General features: G+C 40.3%; 20 protein-coding genes. 7 read left to right on the top strand and 13 right to left on the bottom strand.

Translation table 11 applies throughout. The annotated features are described in order from the left end of the window. Positions 1-236: 236 nt before the first annotated feature. The 3 genes from FXW07_RS18955 to FXW07_RS18945 all read left to right on the top strand — a co-directional run bounded on the left by FXW07_RS18955 (position 237) and on the right by FXW07_RS18945 (position 2,847). Positions 237-833 (top strand): diacylglycerol/polyprenol kinase family protein, encoded by a 597-nt coding sequence (locus FXW07_RS18955; protein WP_229397162.1) that lies wholly within the window; start codon positions 237-239, stop codon positions 831-833. A gap of 711 nt (positions 834-1,544) precedes the next feature. Then, positions 1,545-1,766: a hypothetical protein gene (locus FXW07_RS18950; RefSeq protein ID WP_229397161.1), complete on the top strand. Its 222-nt coding sequence runs from the start codon at positions 1,545-1,547 to the stop codon at positions 1,764-1,766. Further along, positions 1,756-2,847, top strand: coding sequence for a UDP-2,3-diacylglucosamine diphosphatase (locus tag FXW07_RS18945; RefSeq protein WP_229397160.1), 1,092 nt, complete (start codon positions 1,756-1,758; stop codon positions 2,845-2,847). The genes FXW07_RS18950 and FXW07_RS18945 overlap by 11 nt, the downstream gene beginning before the upstream one ends. A 63-nt stretch (positions 2,848-2,910) precedes the next feature. Here FXW07_RS18945 and FXW07_RS18940 read toward each other — a convergent pair whose 3' ends face one another. The 8 genes from FXW07_RS18940 to FXW07_RS18905 all read right to left on the bottom strand — a co-directional run bounded on the left by FXW07_RS18940 (position 2,911) and on the right by FXW07_RS18905 (position 13,908). Beyond that, complete coding sequence (locus FXW07_RS18940) at positions 2,911-3,117, bottom strand: hypothetical protein (protein ID WP_229397159.1); 207 nt, start codon at positions 3,115-3,117, stop codon at positions 2,911-2,913. Positions 3,118-3,128: 11 nt separating this feature from the next. After that, entirely contained in the window at positions 3,129-5,624 is a 2,496-nt protein-coding gene (locus FXW07_RS18935) for a VWA domain-containing protein (protein ID WP_229397158.1), read from the bottom strand. Then, positions 5,621-7,504 (bottom strand): VWA domain-containing protein, encoded by a 1,884-nt coding sequence (locus FXW07_RS18930; protein WP_229397157.1) that lies wholly within the window; start codon positions 7,502-7,504, stop codon positions 5,621-5,623. Before FXW07_RS18930 ends, FXW07_RS18935 begins: the two co-directional genes overlap by 4 nt. Before the next feature lie 2 nt (positions 7,505-7,506). After that, positions 7,507-8,388 carry a DUF58 domain-containing protein gene (locus tag FXW07_RS18925; protein WP_229397156.1) on the bottom strand — a complete coding sequence of 294 codons (882 nt, stop codon included), beginning with the start codon at positions 8,386-8,388 and terminating at the stop codon, positions 7,507-7,509. A gap of 111 nt (positions 8,389-8,499) precedes the next feature. Further along, positions 8,500-9,474: a MoxR family ATPase gene (locus FXW07_RS18920; protein WP_229397155.1), complete on the bottom strand. Its 975-nt coding sequence runs from the start codon at positions 9,472-9,474 to the stop codon at positions 8,500-8,502. Between the two features lie 195 nt (positions 9,475-9,669). Then, positions 9,670-10,563: an OadG family protein gene (locus tag FXW07_RS18915; RefSeq protein ID WP_229397154.1), complete on the bottom strand. Its 894-nt coding sequence runs from the start codon at positions 10,561-10,563 to the stop codon at positions 9,670-9,672. A gap of 605 nt (positions 10,564-11,168) precedes the next feature. Then, positions 11,169-12,050, bottom strand: coding sequence for a prephenate dehydratase (gene pheA / locus FXW07_RS18910; protein WP_229397153.1), 882 nt, complete (start codon positions 12,048-12,050; stop codon positions 11,169-11,171). Positions 12,051-12,375: 325 nt separating this feature from the next. Next, positions 12,376-13,908, bottom strand: a complete 1,533-nt coding sequence (locus FXW07_RS18905) for a DUF4139 domain-containing protein (RefSeq protein WP_229397152.1) — start codon at positions 13,906-13,908, stop codon at positions 12,376-12,378. 635 nt (positions 13,909-14,543) lie between these two features. Between FXW07_RS18905 and FXW07_RS18900 the strand changes: the two genes are divergently transcribed. Next, positions 14,544-16,112, top strand: coding sequence for a PGF-pre-PGF domain-containing protein (locus FXW07_RS18900; protein WP_229397151.1), 1,569 nt, complete (start codon positions 14,544-14,546; stop codon positions 16,110-16,112). A gap of 228 nt (positions 16,113-16,340) precedes the next feature. On the opposite strand, the gene FXW07_RS18895 is transcribed toward FXW07_RS18900, so the two are convergent. Then, positions 16,341-17,282, bottom strand: coding sequence for a nucleotidyltransferase domain-containing protein (locus tag FXW07_RS18895; protein WP_229397150.1), 942 nt, complete (start codon positions 17,280-17,282; stop codon positions 16,341-16,343). A gap of 437 nt (positions 17,283-17,719) precedes the next feature. Here FXW07_RS18895 and FXW07_RS18890 point away from each other — a divergent pair, with 437 nt between their 5' ends. Together FXW07_RS18890 and FXW07_RS18885 are read left to right on the top strand one after the other, a co-directional pair. Then, entirely contained in the window at positions 17,720-18,997 is a 1,278-nt protein-coding gene (locus FXW07_RS18890; RefSeq protein WP_229397149.1) for an amidohydrolase, read from the top strand. 36 nt (positions 18,998-19,033) lie between these two features. Continuing rightward, entirely contained in the window at positions 19,034-19,471 is a 438-nt protein-coding gene (locus FXW07_RS18885; protein ID WP_229397148.1) for a GNAT family N-acetyltransferase, read from the top strand. Between the two features lie 488 nt (positions 19,472-19,959). On the opposite strand, the gene FXW07_RS18880 is transcribed toward FXW07_RS18885, so the two are convergent. After that, complete coding sequence (locus tag FXW07_RS18880; protein ID WP_229397147.1) at positions 19,960-20,655, bottom strand: glycoside hydrolase family 16 protein; 696 nt, start codon at positions 20,653-20,655, stop codon at positions 19,960-19,962. 549 nt (positions 20,656-21,204) lie between these two features. Here FXW07_RS18880 and FXW07_RS18875 point away from each other — a divergent pair. Next, positions 21,205-21,387 (top strand): hypothetical protein, encoded by a 183-nt coding sequence (locus FXW07_RS18875; RefSeq protein ID WP_229397146.1) that lies wholly within the window; start codon positions 21,205-21,207, stop codon positions 21,385-21,387. A 464-nt stretch (positions 21,388-21,851) separates the two neighbouring features. On the opposite strand, the gene FXW07_RS18870 is transcribed toward FXW07_RS18875, so the two are convergent. From FXW07_RS18870 to FXW07_RS18860, 3 genes are all read right to left on the bottom strand, one after another. After that, on the bottom strand, positions 21,852-23,063 hold the full coding sequence (locus tag FXW07_RS18870; RefSeq protein ID WP_229397145.1) for a glycosyltransferase family 2 protein: 1,212 nt from the start codon (positions 23,061-23,063) through the stop codon (positions 21,852-21,854). Continuing rightward, positions 23,063-23,821: an ATP-grasp domain-containing protein gene (locus FXW07_RS18865; protein ID WP_229397144.1), complete on the bottom strand. Its 759-nt coding sequence runs from the start codon at positions 23,819-23,821 to the stop codon at positions 23,063-23,065. The genes FXW07_RS18870 and FXW07_RS18865 overlap by 1 nt, the downstream gene beginning before the upstream one ends. Positions 23,822-23,994: 173 nt before the next feature. Next, a complete protein-coding gene (locus FXW07_RS18860; RefSeq protein ID WP_229397143.1) occupies positions 23,995-24,705 on the bottom strand; it encodes a PIG-L deacetylase family protein in 711 nt (236 codons plus the stop codon). Positions 24,706-25,569 lie beyond the last annotated feature (864 nt).

Raw genomic sequence — 25,569 nt, 5'->3', positions numbered from 1 at the left:
CCTTTGCACCGTTCCCGAATTTGGTTACTTTACGAATTAGGAATCCTTCAATGTTATCAATTTCAAGATGGTTTTGGAGTTCCAACTCAACTTGCTTCATAGTATATAATATGTATATACAAAAAGGATAAATAATTTGGCTAAATTAGGAGTTTCTGGAAAAATTAGAGCAGTGATTCGGAGATACTGCTGAAACAGATATAACTTTATACTAGATCCTGACAAGTCTTTTTGCCATGTCGTCCAGAGAATTTATCTTTGAAATCCTGAGAAAAAGTGTGCATCTGGTTTCAATCCTGATCGTGCTTATCTACGAACTTTACGGAAAAGAAGCCATCCTATGGGTGCTCATGCTATTTCTTGTAACTGTTCTCATTCTTGACTACTTCCGGGTTGAGCATGGAATTCGAATACCTTTTTTCCATATTATGTACAGAAAAAGTGAAGCTGACCGCTTCGGAGGACATATCTTCTTTGCGCTCGGGGCAATTTCAGTAATATCCCTGTTCAGTCGAGAGATCGCGTACGCTGCAATTCTTATGGCCACCTTCGGGGACCTGGCTGCAGCTCTTATTGGAAAATTCTATGGAAAGAGGAGAGTTTTTCAAAGAATATTTAAAAATGACAAATCGATTGAAGGCTCAGCTTCGGAATTTCTTATTGATTTCCTCATTGGGCTGCTTATTCTCGGAAATCCCATTGTTTCTCTAGTTATGGCTTTTCTTGCAACCCTTACGGAAACTGCAGTCAATAAAATTGATGATAACCTTATAGTGCCGGTTTTCGCAGGTTTTTTCGGACAGATAACCCTGGATTTTCTGGCATATTTATAATCAAAGTTGCACTGTCATCACCGCTGCAAGCAACGGATTATGTTCACACCAAAGCTCCAAAAAATGGACTTGATAAATTATATTATCATTAACTGTTTTCGGGAAAGTTTTCCATCCCTGCAGCAAGCTAGCGGGGTATTCAACTGAAATAACTGCTATATCAGTCCACAATATATAAATCATTAATTTTAGATGAAAACAAAATATAATATAAATTGTTTAAATATTAATATTTTTGAATATAAATAGTTATAAATTACATAAATTTATAGTATTTTTAATTAAAAAGATTCTTAAATAGATTATAACTAAAGATCGTAGAAGTTACACAGAAAAACACAAACAAAAAGAGGAATACTAAACAAGAAAAAAGACAAATCTACTCTTCTTATTTAATTCAATTAATAGATCACTGATCCGACCTAAAATAGTGGACTATTTTACTCATAATAAATATATATTAAATATTTAGGGATGATTATCTGGACTGATGAGAAATCAATATGATGAACCCTTATAATGTCCAAAACACGGAACTATCATGACTCCTATGAATATGAATTCCTTGTCAGGTGCATATAAATTCCTTAAAAATATTTGCGTAAGATTCCCCACTTTTGAATCAACGTTTATTCTCTCTGATTCGGTTATTTTTAAATAAAGAATTATTTCAACCCACAAAACAACGAATACACGTCAAGGGTTACAAATATGATTACTGGTACAATAAACAATACCCTGAAAGCAAAAGATCCGACGAAAACAACAGCAGAAGATCCGGTGAAAACAGCAGAAGATTCGGTGAAAACAGCAGAAGATTCGGTGAAAACGAAAGGACCAATATGGAAAAAAGAAGATTTAGGTACCCAAATACGCTCATTTGAATATCAAATTTCTGGAATAATGGAAAAAGTGGTGTCTTATGAGTCCTGAGACGGAGTCAGCTTACATAGTTGTCTCAGATGTGCATTTGGGTAGTGAACAATGTAATCAAAATGAGTTTTGTTGTTTTCTTGAGTGGATAAATAGTTTAAGCAGTCAAGAAAATACTGATCAGATTGTAAAATGTAAGAATAAAGAAGTCAAAATTAAAAAACCTTGCAAAATAATTCTGCTGGGAGATATTGTGGAATTGTGGGGTCCTAAAGATGGTGATCGAGCCAACGTAATTAAAGATTCTATGAGACCTCTCTCCTTACTCACAAGTGTCAGTTGTGATAAAATATACGTGGTTGGGAATCACGACTATTCTCTGGGTGAACTGGAAGGAAAGATTAACTGGGAACACCTGTTCAATGAAACAGAACTTGATATTTATGATAGTCACTATCCTAAAAAGGATAAAAATGGCATTGCCCATGGTTTCAATATAGGAAACAGGTCTTATTTCTTCCTTCATGGTCATCAATTCGACAAAGAGCAAGCAGTTCTTGCATATGTGTCTCATCTCATCGGTGAACTTTGGAATCCATTAAACTGGTTTCAGGTCCTTTATAATGTCCCATTTACTAAAAAACACTGGAAAAGAAATTTTGTTATATTTTTAGGCCTGGTTTTTGGTGGAAAATATCTTATGTGGGGTGCGTTTCTACAATCCAGCTTCTGGGTCACTGCAATATGGGCTATAATTACTGGTTTTTTTGCATTTAGCTCCATTCCCGGTATTGTTGCACATACACAAGAAATTATATATGAGCATATAAATCCCCTGGATAAAACCGCAGAAGAAGTTATAACCAATGAATATTACAAGAGAAAGAAGGATACTATCCAGGCAGATGTCGTTGTGTTTGGGCACACTCACTTTGCAAGTTACTATGCCCTTGAGCGCTCTGAAAAAGAGGATCAGAAAAAGAAAAAGTTATTTGTTAATAGCGGATGCTGGGTTGGAACAGATGAAGATATAAATGGAAAAATGCGTTACTCAAATACGTTTATATATATAGATAAAGGCGGAGCATATATTATGAGGTGGTGTGGTTCCGGTAAAATCGATTGTATTGATGTTGTGTGAACTGCCTACTATCTGCGATGAAAGCGAGGATGGAATTTTCCGCTGTTTCTCAGTCTCACAAAGTTAAAAGAACCCCTTAAGGGATTTTATTCTCCGGATTTTTATTTTCGGAATTCTTACTTTCGGAATTTTTACATTCAGGATCCTTACTTTCGGAATTCTTACATTTGAAATCCTTACTTTCAGGATCCTTGTTTTCAGGACCCTTACTTTCAGGACCCTTACTTTAGGAATTTTTACTTTTGGGATTCTTACTTTAGGAATTTTCACTTTAGAGATTCTTATTTTTCAGCTTCAATCTCAACCTGCGCATTCTTGAGATTTCTCATTTCCCTTATGCGCCTGGCAAGGATTTCTCCCAGATAAAGCACAAGTGCAGCAAGGAGCACATACACTTTCAGGCTTACCTGCTCATCAGATTGTTTCACTGAATTCTGCCGCGCATCTTTCAGTAGAAGGGCTCTTGCTTCTTTCTCATTGTAAATTTTTCCTCCGGTCGCAAGGACAAGAGGCTCTATATCCTCATTGAGCCCTACATCCCGATACTCAAGCTGATAATTTACCGCAAGTGGGTAGCCTGAGATATCATGAATCCCAATACTATCCGGATTCACAGTTGTCTCATAGGTATTTCTTCCGGTTAGAGCAAGGTCCAGAGCATCACCATCAAGTTTTAGCTTCGGTATTCCTTCATCGTACATTTTAAGCGTGAGGTTGGAGGGAGTGCCGAGCCAGGTATCCGGGCTGTCCACAACAGTCCCTTCTTCAGCTCTCGGGTTCGCTACTGCCCAATTGATCATGCTCGAAATTAGTTTGGCACTCGACCCATTATAAACATTAGTCGCCCAGCGAGAACCGTCACCTTGTCCATTATCTGTGGTAAAAGCCGCAACTCTTCCCAGTCCGAAGCGCCATGTGGTAAGTACTGGTTTTCCATTTGAAGTAGTTATGACCAGGCGTTCAGCCCCGGATTTTGGAGTAACATCGTTATATCCCGTGATATTGGAAGTAAGGTTCACATCTTTCGTAATGAAGCTATTTGGAGAATAAGCATAGAGAGAATAATCGGACGTTACATTTTCTTCTTTCTCTGTATCTTCTTTCTCTTCTTCCTGAGACTTATTGGTTGACTCAAAGACTATATTTGCCCTTTCACTCATATTAATGTGGAAATAGTTCTTTTCAAGCCCGAGTTCCTTCATAAACATCTCAGCATAATAATTTCTGGATTTGTCAGTCTGAGAAGGAGCTACCGAACGGACATGGATAAAATACAGGTTTACACCGAGTTTCTGCAGTTCTTTTGCAGCCTGAAGGCCTGGCTCGTAGGAATCCTCGATTGCTCCGTCTGAAATAATAATAGCATCAAGTTCACCTTCCTTGCCTGTAAGCATTTCCTTTGAAATGTTGAGTCCTGCGTCTAAGGAGGTCTTGCTCTCCTCGTCAGGAGTCAGCCGCTCAATTTTGTCTTTAAGAGTTGCCTGGTTCTGCGCAAGTCCAAGGAAAACAAAACCTCCGGAAACATCATATCCTTTGCTTCCGAATGCGATAACTTCGGCATTTGCATCTTTGAGATTTTCGTTCTGAAGAATATATATGGCATTTCCCAGGATGTCTCCCTGGGTTTTGTGGGCCGCAGTACTGGGAGAAACGTCAAGGATCAGGACAAGGTTTCGTCCTCCCTTATATTCGGAAGGCTTTGAAAGCACAGGTAGGATTTTTTCAAACGAAGAATTAAGATAATTGCCGTAATTATATGCTCTTTCTCCTCCTACAACTACCAGTCCACCCCCATTAGTAACATACTTCCTAATTTCTTTTACCTGAGTCTCCGTAAGATTATCGGCGAACTGGTTATCAAGTACCAGAGCTTTGCTACTATTCAGAGCACTTGCTCCAGGATAAGTAGTGAAAACAGAAGTATTGTAAAGTTTATTAAGGATTTGAGCGAGGGGTGAATTTGGCTCACCGGTAACAAGAGTGAGCTTTGGTTTGGGAATTACATACACGGATTTATAAAATTCATTGTTAATACTGTTCAGATCTTCTCCGGAAGGAGTAATCTTTACACTGATATTGTGAGCACCAAGAGTGCTAAAAGTTTGCCTGAGATTGGGGGTAATACTATACTGCGTTGCGTTTTGAGTTATATCGCCGCTCTGGGAAAGTTCCCCATCTACGTATGCTTCATAGGAATAGCTAACACTTTGATTTGAAGCCTGACGGACAACTATTTCAAATTCGTTTGGGTTATCCACAACTACACTTTTGTCCCCAAGAATTTCGACACTAAGGTCATTTGTCTTGAGTTCAGGCTCGACAAGGTAGACTGAAGTATTGGTTTCTTTGGCAAACCCGAGAGCATCAACAAGGCTCTTCCCTGAGTTATTGTTTCCATCAGTAATAAGAATAATCTGATTACCAGTGCCAGAATACTGAGTCACAGCATCTCCAAGATTTGTTTTATCGCCTGTAAGCTGGACTAAGGTCGTAGAGGTATCAGCTGCAAGAGCTTTATACAGGTCGGTACCTGTTTCATTAGAAAAAAGCTCCATACTTGAGGTCTTATCCTGAATTAGTATAAGTGAAGGATTTTCTTCATTAGCAGTCTGCGTAACCGTTGTAAATGGAGCAGCCAGAGCGAGTATAAGGAGGAAAGCTACAAGCATCCTCCATTCCACAATCTTCGTTTTTGTCTTCCGCAGGAGATAAAACCCGGCAACTGTCACAGGAATGATGAGTAAAAGCATTTCCGGGTGTTCAAGGGATATGTTCATAGTTCACCCCGCCGGCGCACGATTATAATTTCAGCTAGTATGAGAAGGAACATAACTCCTATCAGGTAATCAGTAATGTCATTTTTGACAGTATAAGTATCAGCCCTTACAAGTGTGGACTTATCTTCCGCAACCGCCCGCTGAATAACATCAGATGCATCAACTGTTGTGTTTGATTCCTTGTCATTATAAAGGTTGACTGCAATCTTCTTTCCTGAAATTTCGTAAATTCCCGATTCATCAAAGAGGATACGGTTCGAAGTGAAAGTTTTAGATGGAGTCTTGATTTCCTCGGTCTTCGAAAGAGACGTCAAAGTACCTGCATTCAGGTTATATTCAGAAATATCACCTGTCCCTCCGAGCCATTCAACAAGTTTTATCCAGAACACAGGATACTCAGGCAAGTTATGGAAATTGCTCCAGGCATCGTCTCCGAGCTCGTCATCCAGGCCCATATAGAAAACAGTCCCTTTACCTACCTGCCAGTAACTCAAGAGAGGAACTCCATTTTCTAGAGCTACCAGAGTTGTCGAACCAGTCCTTTCAGTTGCGTTCAGATATGTGTGGACTGAGATCTCATCACTTCTAATGTCCGTTGTAATACTGCTTTGCTGAACTTCCTTAACTCCAAGATCGTTTCCGTTTGTTTCATTCTCAATTCCGGTAGGCTTTACAGGCAGGATCTTTATCAGGCCAACCTCAGTTTTCTCGGGAGCTAAAGCGCCGCTTGCAATGAAAACTGCATTACCGCCGTTTCTGACATAATTTTCAATTGTCGCTACTGAATCGCTAGCAATTGGAGTTTCTTTCTGCGCAAGCACTACAAGCGTGTAATTGTCAAGGGAAGAAGGCACGGCTTTTACGACACTGATATTGCTGTTCGGGAGCAGGGAAAGGGCAGTTCTCGAAGGCAGTTTCCCATCGTCAGTGACATAGAGTATACGCTGCTCTGAAGTATCTGGAATGGAAATGTAAGCTTTATTGTCAACAGACAAACTATCCTTCACATTAAGCTGAACTGTTGTGATCCCTGGCCCAAGGTTTTCAAGCGTGAACTGGTTTGTCCCACCTGCGGGAACGTCAAGGGAAAACGACGTTGAGTTTCCGGAAGTCCCTGTTCCAGTCTCGATTTTAACATTTTCGTCTTGATCTTTGTAGTTTTTAATTACACCTGTGTAGCCGTATTTTCCGTCCGTGGATTGGATCCATCCGTTGATGATCCCTATATTATCGGCAGGCTTTCCGACTTTTACGAAATTGACTGAAATCCCATAAGACTCAGCCAGATTTTTGGAACTAACAGGATCGTCTCCTTTCGAATTAGTGAAATCCGAAATAACGATGATTCTTCCTCCTCCTTCCTTTGATAAAAGACGCATACCTGTAGTTATGGCCGCAGACAGGTCGGCAGTGCCTGCCCCTGGCTGAACTTTACTGAAAATACCCTTTGCAGAGGACGCGTCGCCTCCATCAAGAGCAAGAAGAGGTGTATCCGAAGCCAGGATTATGCTGTTTTTCTTGCTCACATAACCATCAGCAATCTTAACAGCATCATCAAAGCGAGAATCAACCTGCATACTTGCAGAGGTATCAAGGACGAGCACTGTATGCTCTCCACTTAGAGGTTCCTGTGAAGTATAGTAATACCCTGCTGCGCCAATGGAAAGAAGAATAAGCATCAGGAGCTGGATAAGAAAAAGTGGGTCCTGCACGATTTTGGTAAGTGAAGCATAAACCCGTTTTCTTTCCCTCTCAAGTTTAAGGACAAACATGAGTGAAGGAATTGCAAGTACCTTCGGTCTGGGACGGAGCATGTAAATAATAATAAGCGGGATTACACTCAGGAGAGCGATAAGAGCAAGGGGGTTTTCAAAAGGCATTTTTAGCGTCTCCTTCTCCTGATGGTATAGTAGAAAGCATCAAAAATAGGGGTGTCGGTTGTAAAAGTATAGAATTCAGCCCCTGTCTTCATACAGGCTTTTTTAATTCTTGCGCTGTGATCATCGAGCTTTTTAATGTAGCGTTCTTTAAACTTTTCACTAACATATGTCCTGACTTCTTCTCCGGTTTCAAGGTCTATAAGCTTGCTGTTACCCTGGATAGGGAGCACTTTTTCCGTTGGGTCGAGCACCTGGATCAAAATCAGGTCATGGTCAGATAACCTGGAAACTGCAGTTTCTATTGCTTCTGGGTCCTGAAGAAAGTCCGAGATAAGGATTACAAGGGATCTTGACTTGATTTCCCTGCTGTACTTTATAACAGCTTCCCCAATAGAAGTGCCTCCGGATAATTCAAGCTCTGTCAGCCTGTCAATTGCCCGCAGAAGGTTTTTTCGCCCGCGGCTGGGTTTGTGTATATCGACTTCCTGTGAGAAGGTTGAGATTGCAAACCTATCGTTATATTTTGTTACCATGTAGGCATAGCCTGCAGCGAGCATGGCAGCATATTCGAATTTAGAAGTCCCTTTTTCAGGGTAGTCCATACTTTTACTGGCGTCCAGAAGGATATGGGTTGTAAGGGTTTTCTCTTCCTCAAACTGCCGCACATAGAGCTTTTCAGTTCTCGCATAGGCTTTCCAGTCGATATCTTTCAGGCTGTCGTTAAGATCATATTCCCTGAACCCGATGGTATCGATGCCGTGCCCGCTTCGGGTGGAGGGACGGTTTCCGGCGTAAACGGTTGATACCCTTTTCCGGACAGAGAAGGTAAAGCGGTCAAGCTGCCTGAAAAAATCCGTTTCGATATTTTGTTTCGTGCGAGTCATTCTGGATCGTCAATAAAAAGCCCGGTTTATTCCGGGCCCGGAAAACCCTTCAGGGTTATTTTAACTTATTTTACAATTCCTTCACTGACCTGGGAATCCCAGGGTCAGGTTTCATTTGAGCTTCCGGATAATCTCCTCAATAGCCTGATCAGGAGTCATCCCACTTCTTTCGGCTTCGAAGGTCAGGATGAGCCTGTGGCGGAGAACCGGATATGCCATATAATCGATATCCTCTTTGCTTACGAAGTTTCTGCCTTCTATAAGGGCTCTGGCTTTTGCGGCAAGGATAAGGCCGATGGATGCCCTTGGAGAAGCCCCGTACTCTATATGTTCTTTGTCTTTTCTTGTCATGCCCACAATAGAAAGGACGCGCTGCTTGAGTTCCTCGGAGATTGGGACCTGCCTGGTGAGCTGCTGCAAATCGAGGAGTGTGGATTTCTCAAGGCCCCTGGAAATTTTTGGGACTTCGGATTTCGTATAGCGGTTTATTATTTCCATTTCTTCTTCATGAGAAGGATAATCTACAAGGATTTTTAAGAGAAAACGGTCGAGCTGGGCTTCAGGCAGGGGATATGTGCCTTCCATTTCTATGGGGTTCTGCGTGGCAAGAATGAAAAAGGGACGGTCAAGCATGAAGGTATCGTTTCCGACCGTTACCTGTTTTTCCTGCATAGCTTCCAGCAGAGCTGACTGAGTCTTAGGGGATGCCCTGTTAATCTCATCCGCAAGAACAACATTTGCAAAGACCGGCCCTTGCTGGAACCTGAATTCTTTTTTGTTGTCCTTCTCTTCAATAACGTTTGTCCCTGTAATGTCAGAGGGCATGAGGTCAGGAGTACACTGGATCCTGCTGAATTTCAGGTTCATTGCCTTTGACACTGTGGATATCATAAGTGTTTTTCCAAGCCCTGGATTGCTCTCAACGAGGGCATGCCCTTCACAGAGTATTGCAATCACAATTTGCTCCACTACTCTATTCTGGCCCACCACAACATTTCCAATATCTTCAAAAAAGCTTTTGAAAATTCTGCCTGCGTTCTGGTAGGTCGTGGCAGCCTGGCCAGAATCGGTATTAGTTTCATTCATATCCGCTTCACCCTTTAAGTTTCTGTTTTTAGAGGCTTAAGAAGCCCGCTTTTTATGGATGTTACCTGATCCTGCAGCAGTATATTTCCAGAGCAGCATATCTCCAGTACACTGTCTGTTATTCAAAAACTGCTTTTAGACAAACTTCGATTAACCTGAGTTCAGATAAATCCTACTTTAAATAAATTTTTCCAATCATTCTTCTGCAAGTCCTTCAAAGTAACTCTGGATAACGTTCCTGTATCCTTCCGGTAAATTATCATAATAAGCCTTGGAAGCTTCAGCTTCAGGATTTACCATGCCTGACTGGGTAAATGATTCGTTCATCTGTTCCCCTTCTTCTTGACTTGTAAAGCCCTGACCTGTGCCCGGAGGAATCGTCAGATCAACATCTTTGCCTTCCACCACAACAACGGCAGGCTTTCCGAAGATGTTTTCCTGGCTGGTGTTATTCGAGGTCCCGCCGTTTTCGTCCACTGGGTAAAGGTCAGAGTTTGAATTCGAAACTAAGGGAAGCTTGTCGATTACTCCGTTAAGATCAGTAGGGCTGAGAGTTGTCTGGTATCCGGTCCCTACAACATATGCTAGAACGGTAACTGCAAAAACTATTACAATCAGGTCTTTTGTAAGTTTTCTTCTGTCGAGAAAGGAAGATGACTGTACGGGTTTTGAATCGATTATGACTCCGCCTATAAGGTCCCGGACAATAATGTTATCCGTATTGCGGTTATCATAGGCAGTCCTCAATCTCTCCCTGAGTACAGGGTGTGTCTCTTCTAGAAGGGCAATCGCGTCTTTCTTTTCAGCCCTGTAATGCCTGATAGCTGTAAGGATAAGGGAGAGGGCAAAAGCCAGAAAAATAAGCCCCAGAGTTTCAAAAACAACCCCAAAGCCCAGAATGCTGTATTTCGCACCGGTATAAGGTTCGAAGATGCTAAACATTAAAAATAAATCTCGCATATTGAAAAGCACGAAAAGGATATAAAGGACAAAATAAGTTGCAAGCAGGTCTGCAAAGGCATAGAGTCCTCTATATTTTTTTAAAACCGATTCGTGTTTGTTTACTATTTCTTCAATAATCAGAGCCATCTCGCTCCTTTTTGCAGCCTGGAAAAAGACTGTGATTGGAAATAATTATGAGAAAGAATTATGTTTACGGAACATACAAATATACTATCAGAAGATATTCTAGGAAGAGAATAGAGAAAGATAGTATATAAAAGTACACGTTCCTGAATATGAATTTTTTAGATTTGTACAACAGTCCAATTTTTGCCATACTTTGTGTTTAAATTCACAGTTTTGAATATGCTGAAACTCCTTTATTGTCTTCTGTTAAAGTTCACAGGATTTTGCATCTAGCCTTTTACTTGTTTCAAAGTTAAATAATTACGATCATTCAAGAATGGATAATTACGGTCACATAAGTAGATAATTATGATCACTTAAGAATGGATAATTACGATCATTTAAGAATGGATAATTACGATCACTTAAGAATGGATAATTACGATCATTTAAGAATGGATAATTACGGTCACTTAAAATGGATAATTACGGTCACATAAGTAGATAATTACGATCGCTTAAGAATAGATGATTACAATTTTTTAACGGAATAAGTAGGTTCCTTAAAGATGGATGATAACGCTTTTAAAGATGGATAATTGCAGCGTTTTAAAGAAAGATGACTACTATGCTTTAAAAGCGGGATAAGACCCCACTATTTTTAGAGTATCGGTTTTACTTTTTATGTCTTTTAAGGTCTCTTCTATAAGTACATCGCCTGTGTGCCCTTCAAAATCAATATAGAAATAATAATCCCCAAGTTCTTTTTTAGATGGCCTGGACTCGATCCTTGTCAGGTTAATCTTATTCTTTGCAAAAGCCCCGAGAATTTCGTATAATGCTCCTGGCCTGTCTTTTTCCAGATATACTATAATAGAGGTCTTGAAGGCTGAATGGCTGGAATTCTCAGGCTCACCCGTTTTACCTTCTGGAACACATAAAACCTGCTCATCCGGACTTTTTCCTGCGGCTTGCAAAGCAATGAAGCGGGTGTAGTTTTCTTTCCTGTCCTGTATATTTGGAAGAAGAACCTTCAGCCTGTAGCACTCTGCAGCCTCCGGAGAAGCTATTGCTGCCATTTCTTCAAACTCTCCTGCGAGCCTTGCTGCATGAGAAGTGCTGCCCGTGCTCCTTAGTTCAGCCTCAGGGAAATATTTTTTCAAAAAATGCCTGCACTGGGCAAGCCCCTGAGGATGAGAAAGAATGACCTTAATCTTCTCAGGCCCGCCTTTTGAGAGCAGGCAGTGCTCGATTTTGACAACAATCTCTCCGACTATCTCAACACCATTCTCAAGAAGTAAATCAAGAGTAACACCTACAGAACCTTCAATCGAGTTTTCTATCGGAACTATCGAGATATCGGATTTTCCCTGTACTACAGCCAGAAATGCGTCCTCTATATCTGAAAAGTACTGAATTCCTACACTATCTAGACTATGTTTCAGGATCCAGGTTTGTGCTGCCTTTTCCGAGTATGAGCCTTCGGGCCCCAATACACCGATAATCATCTGAGGGGTTAATTGCAGCGATAGTAATAATATTTTTTGCCCGAGTCCCGTCTCGGGAGGACGGTGCCCTTTTCGCTCACTTCGTTCGCTCAAGAGGGCTGAATGGTTGAATTATAGTGAAGATTCTTAGCTGAGCTGATATGACTTAATTATGGGCACGTAAATTGTCTTTCAACTAGCTCAGGGGCTGGCTTATGGGATAGATATTTCCGTTTTTCCGTTTTCCGTTTTTCTATTTATTCCACAGTTATAGGTTCTGGATTGGATTTTTTGCGGGTTTCGGCAGTATAAATTCCGTTTTTGGCAATTTGCTGTGGTATTTGGATTAGTAACTGCGTTCCACAGTGTAGGTAACTTTCTTTGAGCCGTCTGCGGGTACGGTTATTTCCCATTCTGCGGTATAGGCATCTTTTTTCTCGTATGGGTCAGAGGTGGTTGTGATTTCCCAGTCGCCGTAGAAGTTTTCCACGATTTTTACTTTTTGGGACTCGGATTTGTGGTTTTTGATTTCGGTTTCGTAACTTTCTTTCCAGACATTCGAGCTGATTTTATTGTAATTTGTCTGGGTTCTTTTTCCTGTTACATCAAAAGCGTTTCCAACAACAACTTTTATCTCTTCATCTTTTGGGGTATGCTTTATGCTGTCTTCCCCGAGGAACTGAAGCTGACCTTCGGAGTCAGTTTTGTATACTCTTAGAACACCGGCAGGAAGAGGCATTCCAAGACCTTTTTCTTTTGAATTGTTGAAGCTCAGGGCGACCTGGACATCATTGCTTTTTGAGACGTCAAAAACCATTTCCTTTTCTACAGGTACGGAATTAACAGAGAGCAGGGAGAGTTGTTTTACCTGATTATTCCTGAGAGTAGCCGGCCTTTGAAGAGTATAGAGGTGATACTCAAAGAAGGATTCCTCAACAAAGCTTTCCTCGGCTGTTTCGTATACAACATCTCCTTCTGCAGTTGCCTTTCTTGCAGGCGTTTCCTGTGGCACAGTTACGCGGTTAACTTCCCCTGCAACCAGTTTAAGTTTGGCATTTTCATAGGTTGTTCCTGCTTCATTATTAACAGTAACCCAACCCTGGATATCGGCCTTCTTATCATCCGCACTGGTCTTTACGATGTAGTTTGCTTTCCAGCTCATCCCATTTGTAAGATAGGAAGTGAGGACGTTTCTCTTTCCTGCGGCAGGCGAGTAGACCTGCCAGATAAGGGTAGGCTTTGTAAGCAGCCCGGCAGAGTCAGGGAACTCCACTTTTGAAACTTCGGAAAGGGTTACAACTTTTCCGTCACTTAACCTGAGCACCAGTCCCTTATTGTCATCATAGCTCATGAGAACTCCTGTGTATGTACCTCCTTCTTTTTCGGTTACAGTTATTTCTTTATCCAGAAATTTTTCCAGAAGCTCCTGGTTGCTCACGAGATCGTACTCATAGTTCTGCTCCAGTACGACAGTATTCTTATTTTTCGTATCCTCAAACATTACTGATGTAGGATCAATAAGAGCAGCAACATCCTTATATTCAACCCTGTTCACTCCGGAATCAAGATCTAGTTCCCTTTTTTCTTTTACAAGAGCAAGGTTATTATTGTAAACAGTAACCTCAGTACTCGAATCAGTTGCCTGAGCACCGGCTGTGAGGATCGCCAATGGGTTTGAAACCTGTACTCTGGTGACTATGCTTGAACTGGATTCTATTCCGTTAACTGCAGTTTCAGACATATCTGCTTGAGCGGCTTGAGCCGTATTTTTCGCAAAACCAGGACGGAAGGTAAAATCAGGATATACGAAAGCTGCAGATGCAGTCAAAATCAAGCCTGATGCCAGAATAAGCCAGATATAACTTTTCTTTATTTTCATGGAAGAGGAGTTGGTAACTTTATTATTTATATTTAGCTTTAGCTGCAGTTTTGTTTGAAGTTATTTATTTGGTATCCAATACGGATTGTGGCTCTTTGTTGCCTTGTGTGAATATCTTCATCATATTCTCATAAAATCCAGCGCGGTCTTGAATTGAAAATAGTAGTATCCATAGAGAATGACGAAGAACCTGGTGGCAGCATTAAAATATAGCATCACTTCGATAACGGATATTCATAATTACTTAATCCTTGAGTATTGACGCGACACTAGCTTTTTACAACGCTTTAAATATGGCTTCCTGATTTTGAATAGCTTCCTATCATATTCTCTGTTCGATTTCTCCTTTTTCAAAGGCTACAGGCTGTAATAATTCTATTTTTTATTTTTAGAAGAACAGGAGAGAAGACAGTTATAAATAATATACACAACTACATAATTAATAAATTTTGGGAGTTTGGGCTTAATTGATAGCTTAATTGATAGCTTAATTGATGTTTGAAAAAATCTAAAAATGTGCGCGTAACAGGAAACAAACTGGACGATCAATCGGAAAAAAACAAGCTCAAAAACGAATCCGATGGCAGAAAATCGGGTAACCGAAAAATATGGAAAAGAATTAAGGATCCGCTCTTATGAATCTCATCAAAGCCTTCAGGAATAAAAGCCGTATTGAACTCTCAGGCCTTATTTCAGGCTTCGCTCTGATTATTCTATTTGCCTGGATAATTCTCCCTGCCTCAGCCGCAGGGATAGAAGCAAACAGGGAGATTTCTGCCGGGAAGGTTAATTCAGGCGAAAGTTTTGCGGTAACTGTACATATAATTACAGATCAGGATATTGAAGCCCTGACGCTCGACGAAAATCTCCCTGAAGGGTGGCAGGTAAGCCAGTGGGAAAATAATGGGGCTGTGTTCCAGGAAACCAGTACATTCAAAGCATCCACTCTGGAATGGATATGGGTTGAGAACCTTTCAGCAGGGGAAGAAAAGACAGTTGTATATAATGTGACCGTGCCTTCGAATTCTGAGCCTGGAAACTTTACACTATCCGGCAGGATTTCTGCTTATTCTGTTCCTGCTGTCTCCTTGGGAGGATTTTCAGAAATAATGGTTACTTCTTCGCCCGAAGCCAATTTTTCCGCAACTCCCCTCCTTGGGCCTGCACCTCTGATTGTCCAGTTCACGGATTTATCTAACTTCAATCCCGATTCCTGGGAGTGGGACTTTGACGGAAACGGGAACATTGACTCAAACGAAAAGAATCCGGTTTACACGTACGAGAATCCCGGAACCTACACTGTTATATTAAAGGCAGCTAACAGTACATATGAAAATAATATGTACGGAAATAACACCTACGGAAATAATACGTACGAAAATAACACGTACGGGAATAGTACCCGGAAAAAAGCGGAATATATAACTGTGACCGAAAAATCATCAAGTTCTGGAGAAAACGTGGGAAGTGAAGAAAGTCGCGGGGGAAGTAGTGGAGGAGGTGGAGGAAGTGGGGGAGGCGCAGGTTCTCCAGAATCAACCAAGAATGTTGAACTGAAGGAAATTTCAAATGAACAGGTTTTCAAAGGCATCCATACATGTTTTACTTTTAAAGGCGAGGCAAATGAAATAGTCAGTGTGGAATTCGATCCGAAGAGGAGTTTCGGAAAAACAACCGCTATTGTAGAAATGTTAAAAAATACATCTTCAATTGTTAAGGAACCTGCACCCGGAACCGCCTACAGGAATATAAATCTCTGGGTTGGGAATAGCGGCTTTTCAACCCAGGAAAATTTTGAAAATGCCCGAATAAATTTCAGGGTTAGCAGGGCCTGGATTATCAAACAGAAAGTCAACGAAGATCCCATAACCCTGTACCGCTACAGTGAAGGAGCATGGAATCCGCTTCCTACAACCCTCAGCAGAGAAGATGAAGTTTACTTTTACTTTACCGCAGAAACTCCAGGCTTTTCTCCCTTTGCAATATCGAGCAGCGAAAAGAGGGCTCAGTCGGTTGAAATTCTTTCGCCCATAACCGGAAAAAATCAGACCCTTAACGAGGAGAAAACGTCCGATGAGGATAAACAGGGAATTCCTGCTTCAGATATTAAAAAAGAAGAGACAAAGAGTTCTCCAGGACTTGAATTGGACTTTGTAGTAGTTGAATTACTGGTTTTGTATGGCTTATTTAATAAAAAGAGATAATCCGGGGGTAAAAAAGGGAATTAGAAAGAAAATTGGAAGAGAGAGGCTTTTCTGGTAGAATCTTTTTTCTACAGGTTTTATTTCCCTTTTGATTTCTCTTTTGAGTTCCCTTTTGGTTTCCCTTTTGATTTATCTTTTGAGTTTCCTTTTGATTTCCCTTTTAACCTGTAATCTCAGCCCGGATACCTGAAACAGAACTTACATTCCTTGAATTTGCATTTTGCTTTCTCAGTGATATCCACACTTCTCAAGCCAGGTGAGAGATTTTATCCACTCTCCTTTTGGCTCCCTTGAAGTGCCCACCACAAGCCGCTTGATATCTCCGACTTCTTCAACGATGCCGCGAGCTTCTATTAACTCTCCCGGGAGCGCCTGGCCTGCATAGGTGTGGGTATACGAGAGTACATGGTCGATCTCATCGTGTTCGACCTTGTAATAAGCAGGGCTGTCAAAAGCAAAGTCAGCATTTGTAACTTTGGCTTCGATTTTCATTTTGACAGTATCCTTCCCGCGTAGAAGAGGCTCTTTTATCTGGTCCCATTCCCTTACGAAAAGGAGGTCAAAATAAGTGCCTTCGACCATGCCCCGGTTGCCTTTTCTCGATTCGTGCAGCATGAATTCGTCAAATGAAATCTCAGGAATCCTCTTATTGTAGATCCTCTTCCACATTTCTTCATTGATTTCTTCAATGGGACCTTCCTGTTGTTTTGCAGCAGTTATTGCATCCCTTGCCCTGAACCATACAGGGCCGTACACAACAAAGTCAATATCTGAGCTCTCATTCTGGAGGCCTGCGAGCATCGAACCCGTAACTCCCATGCTTGTCCTGGGAATGCCTGCCAGGTCAAGGGTCTTTACGATTGCCCTTACGCGGCTGTCAGAATTTACAAGCCTGGAAATTGCATCTGCAGGACGAAGCACCTTTTTTACCTCAGATTCAGGCACCACATGAACATCCTGCACCCATTCAGGCCTGTGCTTCCTCATGAACTCAAAAGCCGGACCAAAATCATATTTTTTATATCGTATTCCATTTAGCTCCCGTTCTCCGTTTTCATCGGGCACGTAACGGAGTGTGGCGCGGATTCCATCCCTACGGAAATAGTCGGAAACCGCAAAAAGCCAGTTATCTTTCGTGACAAGAAAATCCCTCAGGCGTGTTTTTAGCATTTTATACCATCATCCCTGGAACTTATAGGAGTACTTTAGAGCACTCGGGGTTAAGGAACCTTAACGGTTGGGCGTTATAATAATTTATAATAAATAATAGGAAATGTATTGTAATATTCCTGTATATAATTATCAGGTGTTTTAAAAAAGCCTTTTAAAAAAAAGCCTTTTAAAAAAAGCCTTTAAAAAAGGCTTTAGCGAAAAATCATGGAACAAACGACGTAGTAAAATGGATAATATACCTGGAGTTATAGATACTTAAAGGAAATATGCTGAAGGAATAAGATAGACACAAATAAAGTATGTTAAAATAGAACATTCTTAAGAAAAAAATACATAATATTACGACCAGTCGATATAAAGACGGCAACTACTAAAGATGGCAACTACTACGGACCTTAAACGGAATAAACTGCAAATGCATAACATCCGAGGGAATGCTTTTGAGAGAAAATCCGAGTGCAGAAGAACTTGAAGCCTGGATGATCCAGCTCAGGCGCGAATTTCACAGATACCCCGAACTCAGTTTTGGAGAATATGAGACCCAGAAGAAAATCCTGAAAATTCTTGGAGAACTGGGAGTCGAAGCAAGAAAAATTGCAGACACCGGCGTGCTTGCAAGCATCCGGGGGAAGTTACCTGGGCCCTGTATCGCCCTTCGATCAGACACGGATGGACTGCAGGTACAGGAAGAGTTGATTGAAAGAAATAGCGATTATATCTCCAGAAACGATGGAGTAATGCACGCCTGTGGACACGATGGACATATGGCAATGCTTTTTGGGGCTGCACGGCTTTTTCAGGAGAACAGGAATTTTCCAGGGGAAGTTCGTCTGATCTTCCAGCCTGCCGAGGAAATTCCACCAGGAGGTTCGGAGAGAGTAATTGCAGAGGGAGGACTTGAAGGTGTAGATGCGGTTATGGGCATGCATATCTTTACCAATCACGAATCAAGAAGTGTGGGTTTCCGTCCCGGGCCTTTCATGGCAAGCACCAATCGGTTTGAAGCGATCATTAAAGGAAAGGGAGGCCATATCTCAAAGCCTAAAAGCTGTATTGATCCCGTCCGAATAGCAACGGATTTTCTAAGTAACCTTTATCCAGCCCTGGAAAAACAGCTTGACCCGGATAAGTATATCATTGGAGTGGGAAGGATTCGAGGAGGAGCCCAGTTTAATAGAATTCCCGATACTGTAGAGATTCTTGGAAGTTACCGAACCTTTGACCGGGATACTACGGATATCATTGACAGGACAATAAAAGAGTGCCTAGACGAGGTATTAAAAAGATACGTAAAGCAGGGAGACGAATTTTCAGGTTTTCCGGACTACGAGCTTGATATATTGCATGGCTATCCGGTCCTTGCGAATGACCCTATGTTCACAAAAGCTGTAAATTCAAAGCTGCAGGAGAGTTTCCCAAAACTTACAATCTACCCTGAACTAGAAAAAACCTTTGCAGCCGAAGATTTTGCAAGTTACCTGCAGAAAGTTCCAGGAATTTTCATTTCCCTGGGTACTCTAAACCCGGAAAAAAAGATAGTGGAAATCAATCACTCTTGCAAGTTTGACATTGATGAAGATATCCTGATTACCGGCACGGAGATATTTTATACTCTTTCTCTGGATTTCCTCAAAAATCCGAAAAAATATATCAGTTCTCAGAGCTACCTCAACCCCGAACCCTTAAGAAAGAGCCTGAAAACTGACAGGTAAACAGAAAAGAACTGTACGGCTTGTGAAGTGAGTCAAATGATAATACAGAGATATGACGATTCCAGAAATGAAGAAGTTCATGACGTTGTGCTTGGAGTGTTGAAGGAGCACGGTTTTGAACCCGACAGGCTAAAAGATGCCGACCTCAATGACATAAACGGTTATTACTTTGGAAGCGGGGGCGCGTTTTTCGTGGGGATCGTCGATGGCAAAGTCGTAGGCACCGCAGGCATCCGAAAACTTAGCGGAAACCGGTGCGAAATCCGGCGTATTTATCTTGAAAAAGCCTTCAGGGACAAAGGCAACGGAAAAAAGCTCTTCAGGACTGCTCTCGATTTTGCTGAGAAAAACTGCTCAGGCGTGTTTCTTAAAACCGATTCAACCCTCACGAAAGCGATAGACATGTACCTCAAGCATGGCTTTACTTTTAAGAAAGAAGAGAGAGGGTACCTGTATTTCGAGAAAACGTTTTAACGCCCGAGTCCCGTCTCGGGAGGACGGTGCCCTTTTCGCTCACTTCGTTCGCTCAAGAGGGCTGAATCTGACCTTCCGCAGCAACGGTGTCCTGAATAGCTTTATCTATTTTTTCAATTAATATATGAACTCAATATATGAGCTCATTCCAAAACTCAAAATTCGTTCTCTTAATTCGTATTCATGCGCCTTCGGTTAAATGAGAAATAGTGACAAACTGCGCCTATTCCCACAACGTTTGTTAAATATGTAAGTAAGTTTTAGGCTGGAATAAAGTGTTGATTTCATGTGACATAACTTCCGGCTTTTTAGGCGCAGATATGCTTTTCCGTATCTCTGTGAGGTCAGATGATTGCTATTTAGAAATGTTACCTTGTATATGATGTGCTTAAGTTTAAGCACATGCATCGATATCAGGCGATAGTTATGTGCTTAAAAATGTGGAAATAAAGATGTAAACAGGCCAAAATTGAAAGATGGTTTCTAATTCAAATCGGCCCATGGCAAAAAAAGTCCTTATCCGATGACCAATAAAAGGAGCGTATAATCACTTCTACTGGTTTGTCATTACTTGGTGGTACACCACGCTGCAACCAGAGGTTCATCATTACTTTTGCATTTACTGTAGGAATAGATCCAGTATCTGTACAGTACCAATTAGCAATAATTTTACCATCTGATGCTATAGCAGTGTAATGTATGTAAGTTGGTTGCCAGTCAAATGTATAAGTCACGCCAGTTGCGTTTATATAACTAGAAGTAGGTGGCACAAACGTTATTGTTTGGTCTGGTTGGCATGTGAAATGTAGATGGTCTGAGCTTGAGTCACCCCACTGACCGGATTCGATATCGATCTCATGATTATCGTCTGTATATGTGAAGAGTCCAAGCACTACATTTTCATCAAGATTTAATGATTGTGAAGATACTACCCATGTATATTTACCGTATTTAAAGTCTTTAACACTGTCTAGTTCAACACAATTCCAACGATCATCTGAATAATTTAGTTCAAGGTGTAGATTTCCATCTGAATCTACATATGCGTTATTTGGGTTCCAATAGTTTGATCCGGGACCTTTTATACCACTTTTAAGTGTCCAGTCATATCCCGACCAACTAAGGGCACTTGCATTTGATATAAGTAATATAATTCCAATTAAGATGAATATCGATTTTCGCATGTTTTCACCATATTATAAATCCTTTTTATTTATTATAAAGTTTTATTGCAAAAAATATTACAATAAAACTTTAAATATATGTTAGATGAATGAAAAGTTACATATAATATATTAATATTAAAGTAGGATTTTAAATTTTTTATATGGATAAAATAACATCAAAAATCGTTTTTATTAATCGAATATGAGTAAATTTTTAACATTATTATATTTTCTGATTTATATAGTATTAGTTACAAATCATGCCAAACAATAAAATTTTAATTTCATTGAAATAAATTATATTTTACCTTAACTCTGCCACGAATAGGAAATCTCTTTTTCAATAAAACTGCTCTTGATAATGTTTCACTCAGAATCATCAAAACACAGTATTGAATTTTTCAGCGTGCCTCCCGCAGAGAGAAAGATAAATTGATGTTTGGGCCTATAGGTAGCGAATTTAAAAAACAAGTACATTTTTCATACCATATAGGGAATAAATTTTCTTCATATTTTTCAGTTTATTTCATACAAAATTTTTGGCACTTAAAGAATAAATAGCATTAAATGTATAAAAAATTTCTGGTAAAATTGAAAGCAATAGGGAGGAAAAAATACAAAACCCGTGAAAAAACAACATCAAAAGACATAATTCGTGAATTCGTTTATTTTCTAAGCGAGGGTGAGTTAAGATTTATAATGAAAAAGAAAACAATTTCATTGCAAAAAATTATGAAACAAATGCATTGAGATAACTAGAAATTTAAGGGTATACATTACACAGATGTCCTCTGGCAGTGTGCCTTAATTTCTGTAAACTCAAAAAATGATTAAGTTTATATTTTGAAAATTCGGTAACAAGAGAACGTAATCATGCCAAGTATACAAAAATTTGACTTTGTATTTACAGAACAATTTGCGACACTTCCTGATGTTCAGTGTACCAAAAGCAGGTCTGTTGCAAAACTTTTCGCTTCGGGATTTTAAGCTATGTTTTTAAGTTATTTGAGGTTATTTTAAGACATTTTAGGATATTTTAAGACATTTTAGAATATTTCAAGGCGTTTTATAGTATTTTAGTTTATTTTAAGTAATTTTAGAGTATATTAAACTATTTTAAGCTACTTTAGGTTATATTTTTAGACTATATTTTTAGGTTTTAATCGTACCCTTGCAGAGGAATGTATTTCCGCATATTATTGCATTGGGACCTCTCAGCGGCTTATAATACCGGTCCGATCTAGCTTGTTCCATTTTGCTTCCTCTCTACGCAGCTCAACGATGATCGCCCATAACATTACTATATCCATCATAAAGGAATATAGTACCCATAATGGTATCACGTAGAAGTATTTTAAATCGAACCAAGCTCGGTCAAGGGCAATAGAAAATAATAATGCAAAAATGGAAGAGAACATACCAAGCCAACCCATGATGCCTATCCAGCTCAAAGGGATGGGATTAATGTTGCGAAATAGCAAGATTGGCAACAGTATGATTGACATCAACTGTAGCAAAGGTATGATAATCATTGATATTAAGTTAATCGGCAAATAAAAGGCAAAAAGGCCATACTTTGGATTGAATAACATATCTCGGTGAATATAAGAGGTCTTAAGTAGCCCACGCGCCCATCGCACGCGCTGCTTCCACAGGCCCGTGATAGTTGAGGGTGCTTCTGCATATACTATGGCCCAGGGTTGAAACACTATTTTGTAACCTGCCTTGTGCACGCGCCAGGTCAATTCCATGTCTTCGCCTATAAATCCCTCTAAGAAGGGTCCAGTCTTTTCAAGAGTGCTATGTCGGAAGGCGCCTATATTGCCAGACACGACAGGAAGGCAATCGATAGTAGACAGCGCTCTACGCACAAAGCCTGTACCTACGTGAGTAAGCAAGTTTGCCAGTTGTGTCTGAAGCTTATCAAGGTTAATAGGAGCATCGTTGCCACATACTGCACCTACATCTTCGCTGATAAAACCACTGAGCATCTTGCTTATGGTATCAGGAGCAAAGATGCCGTCAGCATCGACGAAGAATAGAACTTCTCCTTTGGCCAGGTTCAGTCCCACGTTAAGAGCTGAGGCTTTGCCTCCATTTTTCTTGGTTACCACAATTACACGGGAGTTCGTTTCATAACGCCGCATCTCTTCAAGTGTATTATCAGACGAACCATCATCCACCAGGATGACCTCATATTCCGAATAGTTTGATGCTAAAATGGACTCTATACAATGGCCTATTACTTTTCCTTCATTATAGGCCGGTACCACTATAGAGACAAAGGGATTCTTGCTGTGGAATATATGCTGCTTGCTTTTGCGCATTTCGAAAGCTAAAGATAGGGGATAATATGGAATTGTTAGAATACCTACAGAAAAGCAGGTGAATCCTATAATATAGAAGAATAAAAGAAGCGGCTCCATTAGCAAACTCCAAAATCTTCCAGAACTGCATCCAGTACTTCTTTGGCCTGGGCAATATTTGCTCCAAACCTAGCATTGACCTCCAGAACTACAGGATTGTGATCGTTTCGACGGCGAATATCTATGTCCATTGGACCTGTCAGATTCATGGCCTTTGCTGCAGATATAGCTATATCTGCCACGTCAGGAGCGTTTACGCGCTTCACTTCAGCTGCGTTGCCCACGATTCCCTCTTTTAGCCTGGTCTTTTCTAAAACTACGATAACAGATTTTGTTCCAATATATACCTCAGGTGCGTAATCCGTTCCAGGGATAAATTCCTGCAATATATATCTGTCATCAAGCATGGAGATTGCAGGCCAATCCTTTATATTTCTGACAATTACCTCTCTACCACCTCTACCTACTCGCGGCTTACTCAGGCATGGCCATCCCAAATTAAGCGAGATCTCCTCAGGCGAAGAGACCTGTGAAGGCAGTAAGTACCTGGGAACACATACTCCGTGGCTCGAAAGCCGTTTATATGTCAGAAATTTATCATCTGCATCGGAGACTGGTTGATATTGGCCAATGACCGCCGGGATGTCACTCCAGTTTTTCCATTCTGAGGCTAAGATTGGCAATTCCTCACTCACAGTTGGAATCAGCAGTTGAATGCTCTCCTCGACCGTAAGAGTATATATTTTTTCCAAGAACGAGGGGTGTGAAGCAGGAGGAATCCTATGCACCTTGACCCCTGGAAACGAGATCCTCTGCATATCAACACCAATGACGGTATGGCCTTTTTCTAAAAGGAGTAATGCAACATTACGACCGGCTGGGCCTCCAATACCAGTCACCATAATTTTTACCATAAATAATTCCTCTTGCCCAATTTATGACGTAACCTTTTAAATTTACGATTGTTTATTTCATGCCATCACAGATGTAATTAAATTGGCAAGTTAATCCGAATTGCCTCAAAGCCTTCTGCTTTTTCCAATTTTGCTTGAGTACCTCGGAAGATGGCTTTTCCATAGACCTGCTCTGGCTGCACATACCTCTTTTTGTTTTGATCTTTATGTTCCTGGATACTTTCTATTTTGATATCTATATACTGTTCGATATTTACAAAAACATTTGGCTTGAAAGCCTTGGTAGTGGAAGGGCTTTCATAGCATAATATAGTGCTCAGATTGCGGCAAGCACGCAGTGTTGCATCGTGAACCGCTTTATGATCCTGATGTAGATCGTGAATTGAGTGTGTAAATACCATATCCGGTTTCAACTCGTTTACGATTACTTCGATTTGTTTGCTAATCTCCGAGACGAACTGGTCCAGTCTAGTATCAGGAAAATCCATAATTTCGACCTTATTTACACCTAAGAATTCAGAGCTGTTCTTTGCTTCTGTAAGCCTGGATGAACTATTACCCCCCTGTTCCCCTCTGCTTACGATCAAGCCTACTATAGTGTGCCCTGCATCGGAAAGCTTTGCGAGAGATCCTCCACAAGCGATCTCCATGTCATCTGGATGGGCTCCAACCACCAAAATGTTCCTCGGTTTTGGACTCGGTTCAGCTATCAATTTCATCCACACAATTCCTATCAGGAGTGCACTCTGTCCTATGATGGCCAGGGAATCGGCAAATAAATGGTACAATATATTTAAATCTGAATTTACTAGGCAGAAAAATTGAAGGGTAGCTGAAAAGATATTGCTGATTATTATGAGCCAAAAAAAAATTTTAGACCTACGGACCGTTCTCCTCAATGTTATCTTTTTCGTTAAAATGAATATGATCACTAGATTGAAAATTATGTAATTAATCAGTTCTATAAACTCTTCCAAGTCAAACATATGCGCCCTCTAACTCTAATTTAATCTTTTAGTTGGGGTTTCGATTTTTATAATTCTCTCAAAAATTTGGTGGTTTACTAATAGTCAGTTGATATTTTCCAGAAGATACAAACATTCGCATTCCGCTCTCAATTTCTGTTTCATATACACTCAATTTTCCTGTATGTAGACAAGCTTAAAAAGCAAATGCAATTAAACAAATAGGATTTCATTGGTCATCGGTTAAGGAGAAACCGTTATCAATTGCATTGATTTCCACAAAGTTTGTTAAACCATTCAGTGATATTAAGCTGGAGTTTGATATCAATTTCAGTTTAAACGCTCAAAATTTGGGCTTGATTTTTTGTTGAAATCGAGATCCGCGGCAAGAAAATTTCTTAACCGATGACCAATGAATAGGACTATATGCTATTCATTTTTCAGTTCAACTGCTTATGTCCTAAAGCAAAGATGCTCTAAGACAAAATATCAACCATCCAATAACGCACAGCCATATTAGACATAAATGGAAAATCTTAGAAATACAGTAGTTTTCCTATAAAACTACTGTATTTTCAGCTTTTATCTTGACATATATTTCTTAATAATAGTTTTATCCAACCAATAATACAGTAGTTTTAAGTAAATAACTTTCTATAACTATATAAATATAGAAATACATAAATT

Source organism: Methanosarcina sp. DH1, assembly GCF_020804205.1.
Classification (GTDB): Archaea; Halobacteriota; Methanosarcinia; order Methanosarcinales; family Methanosarcinaceae; genus Methanosarcina; species Methanosarcina vacuolata.
Note: the sequence above shows the minus strand (reverse complement) of the source record. Positions and strands in the feature narration are given on the sequence as shown.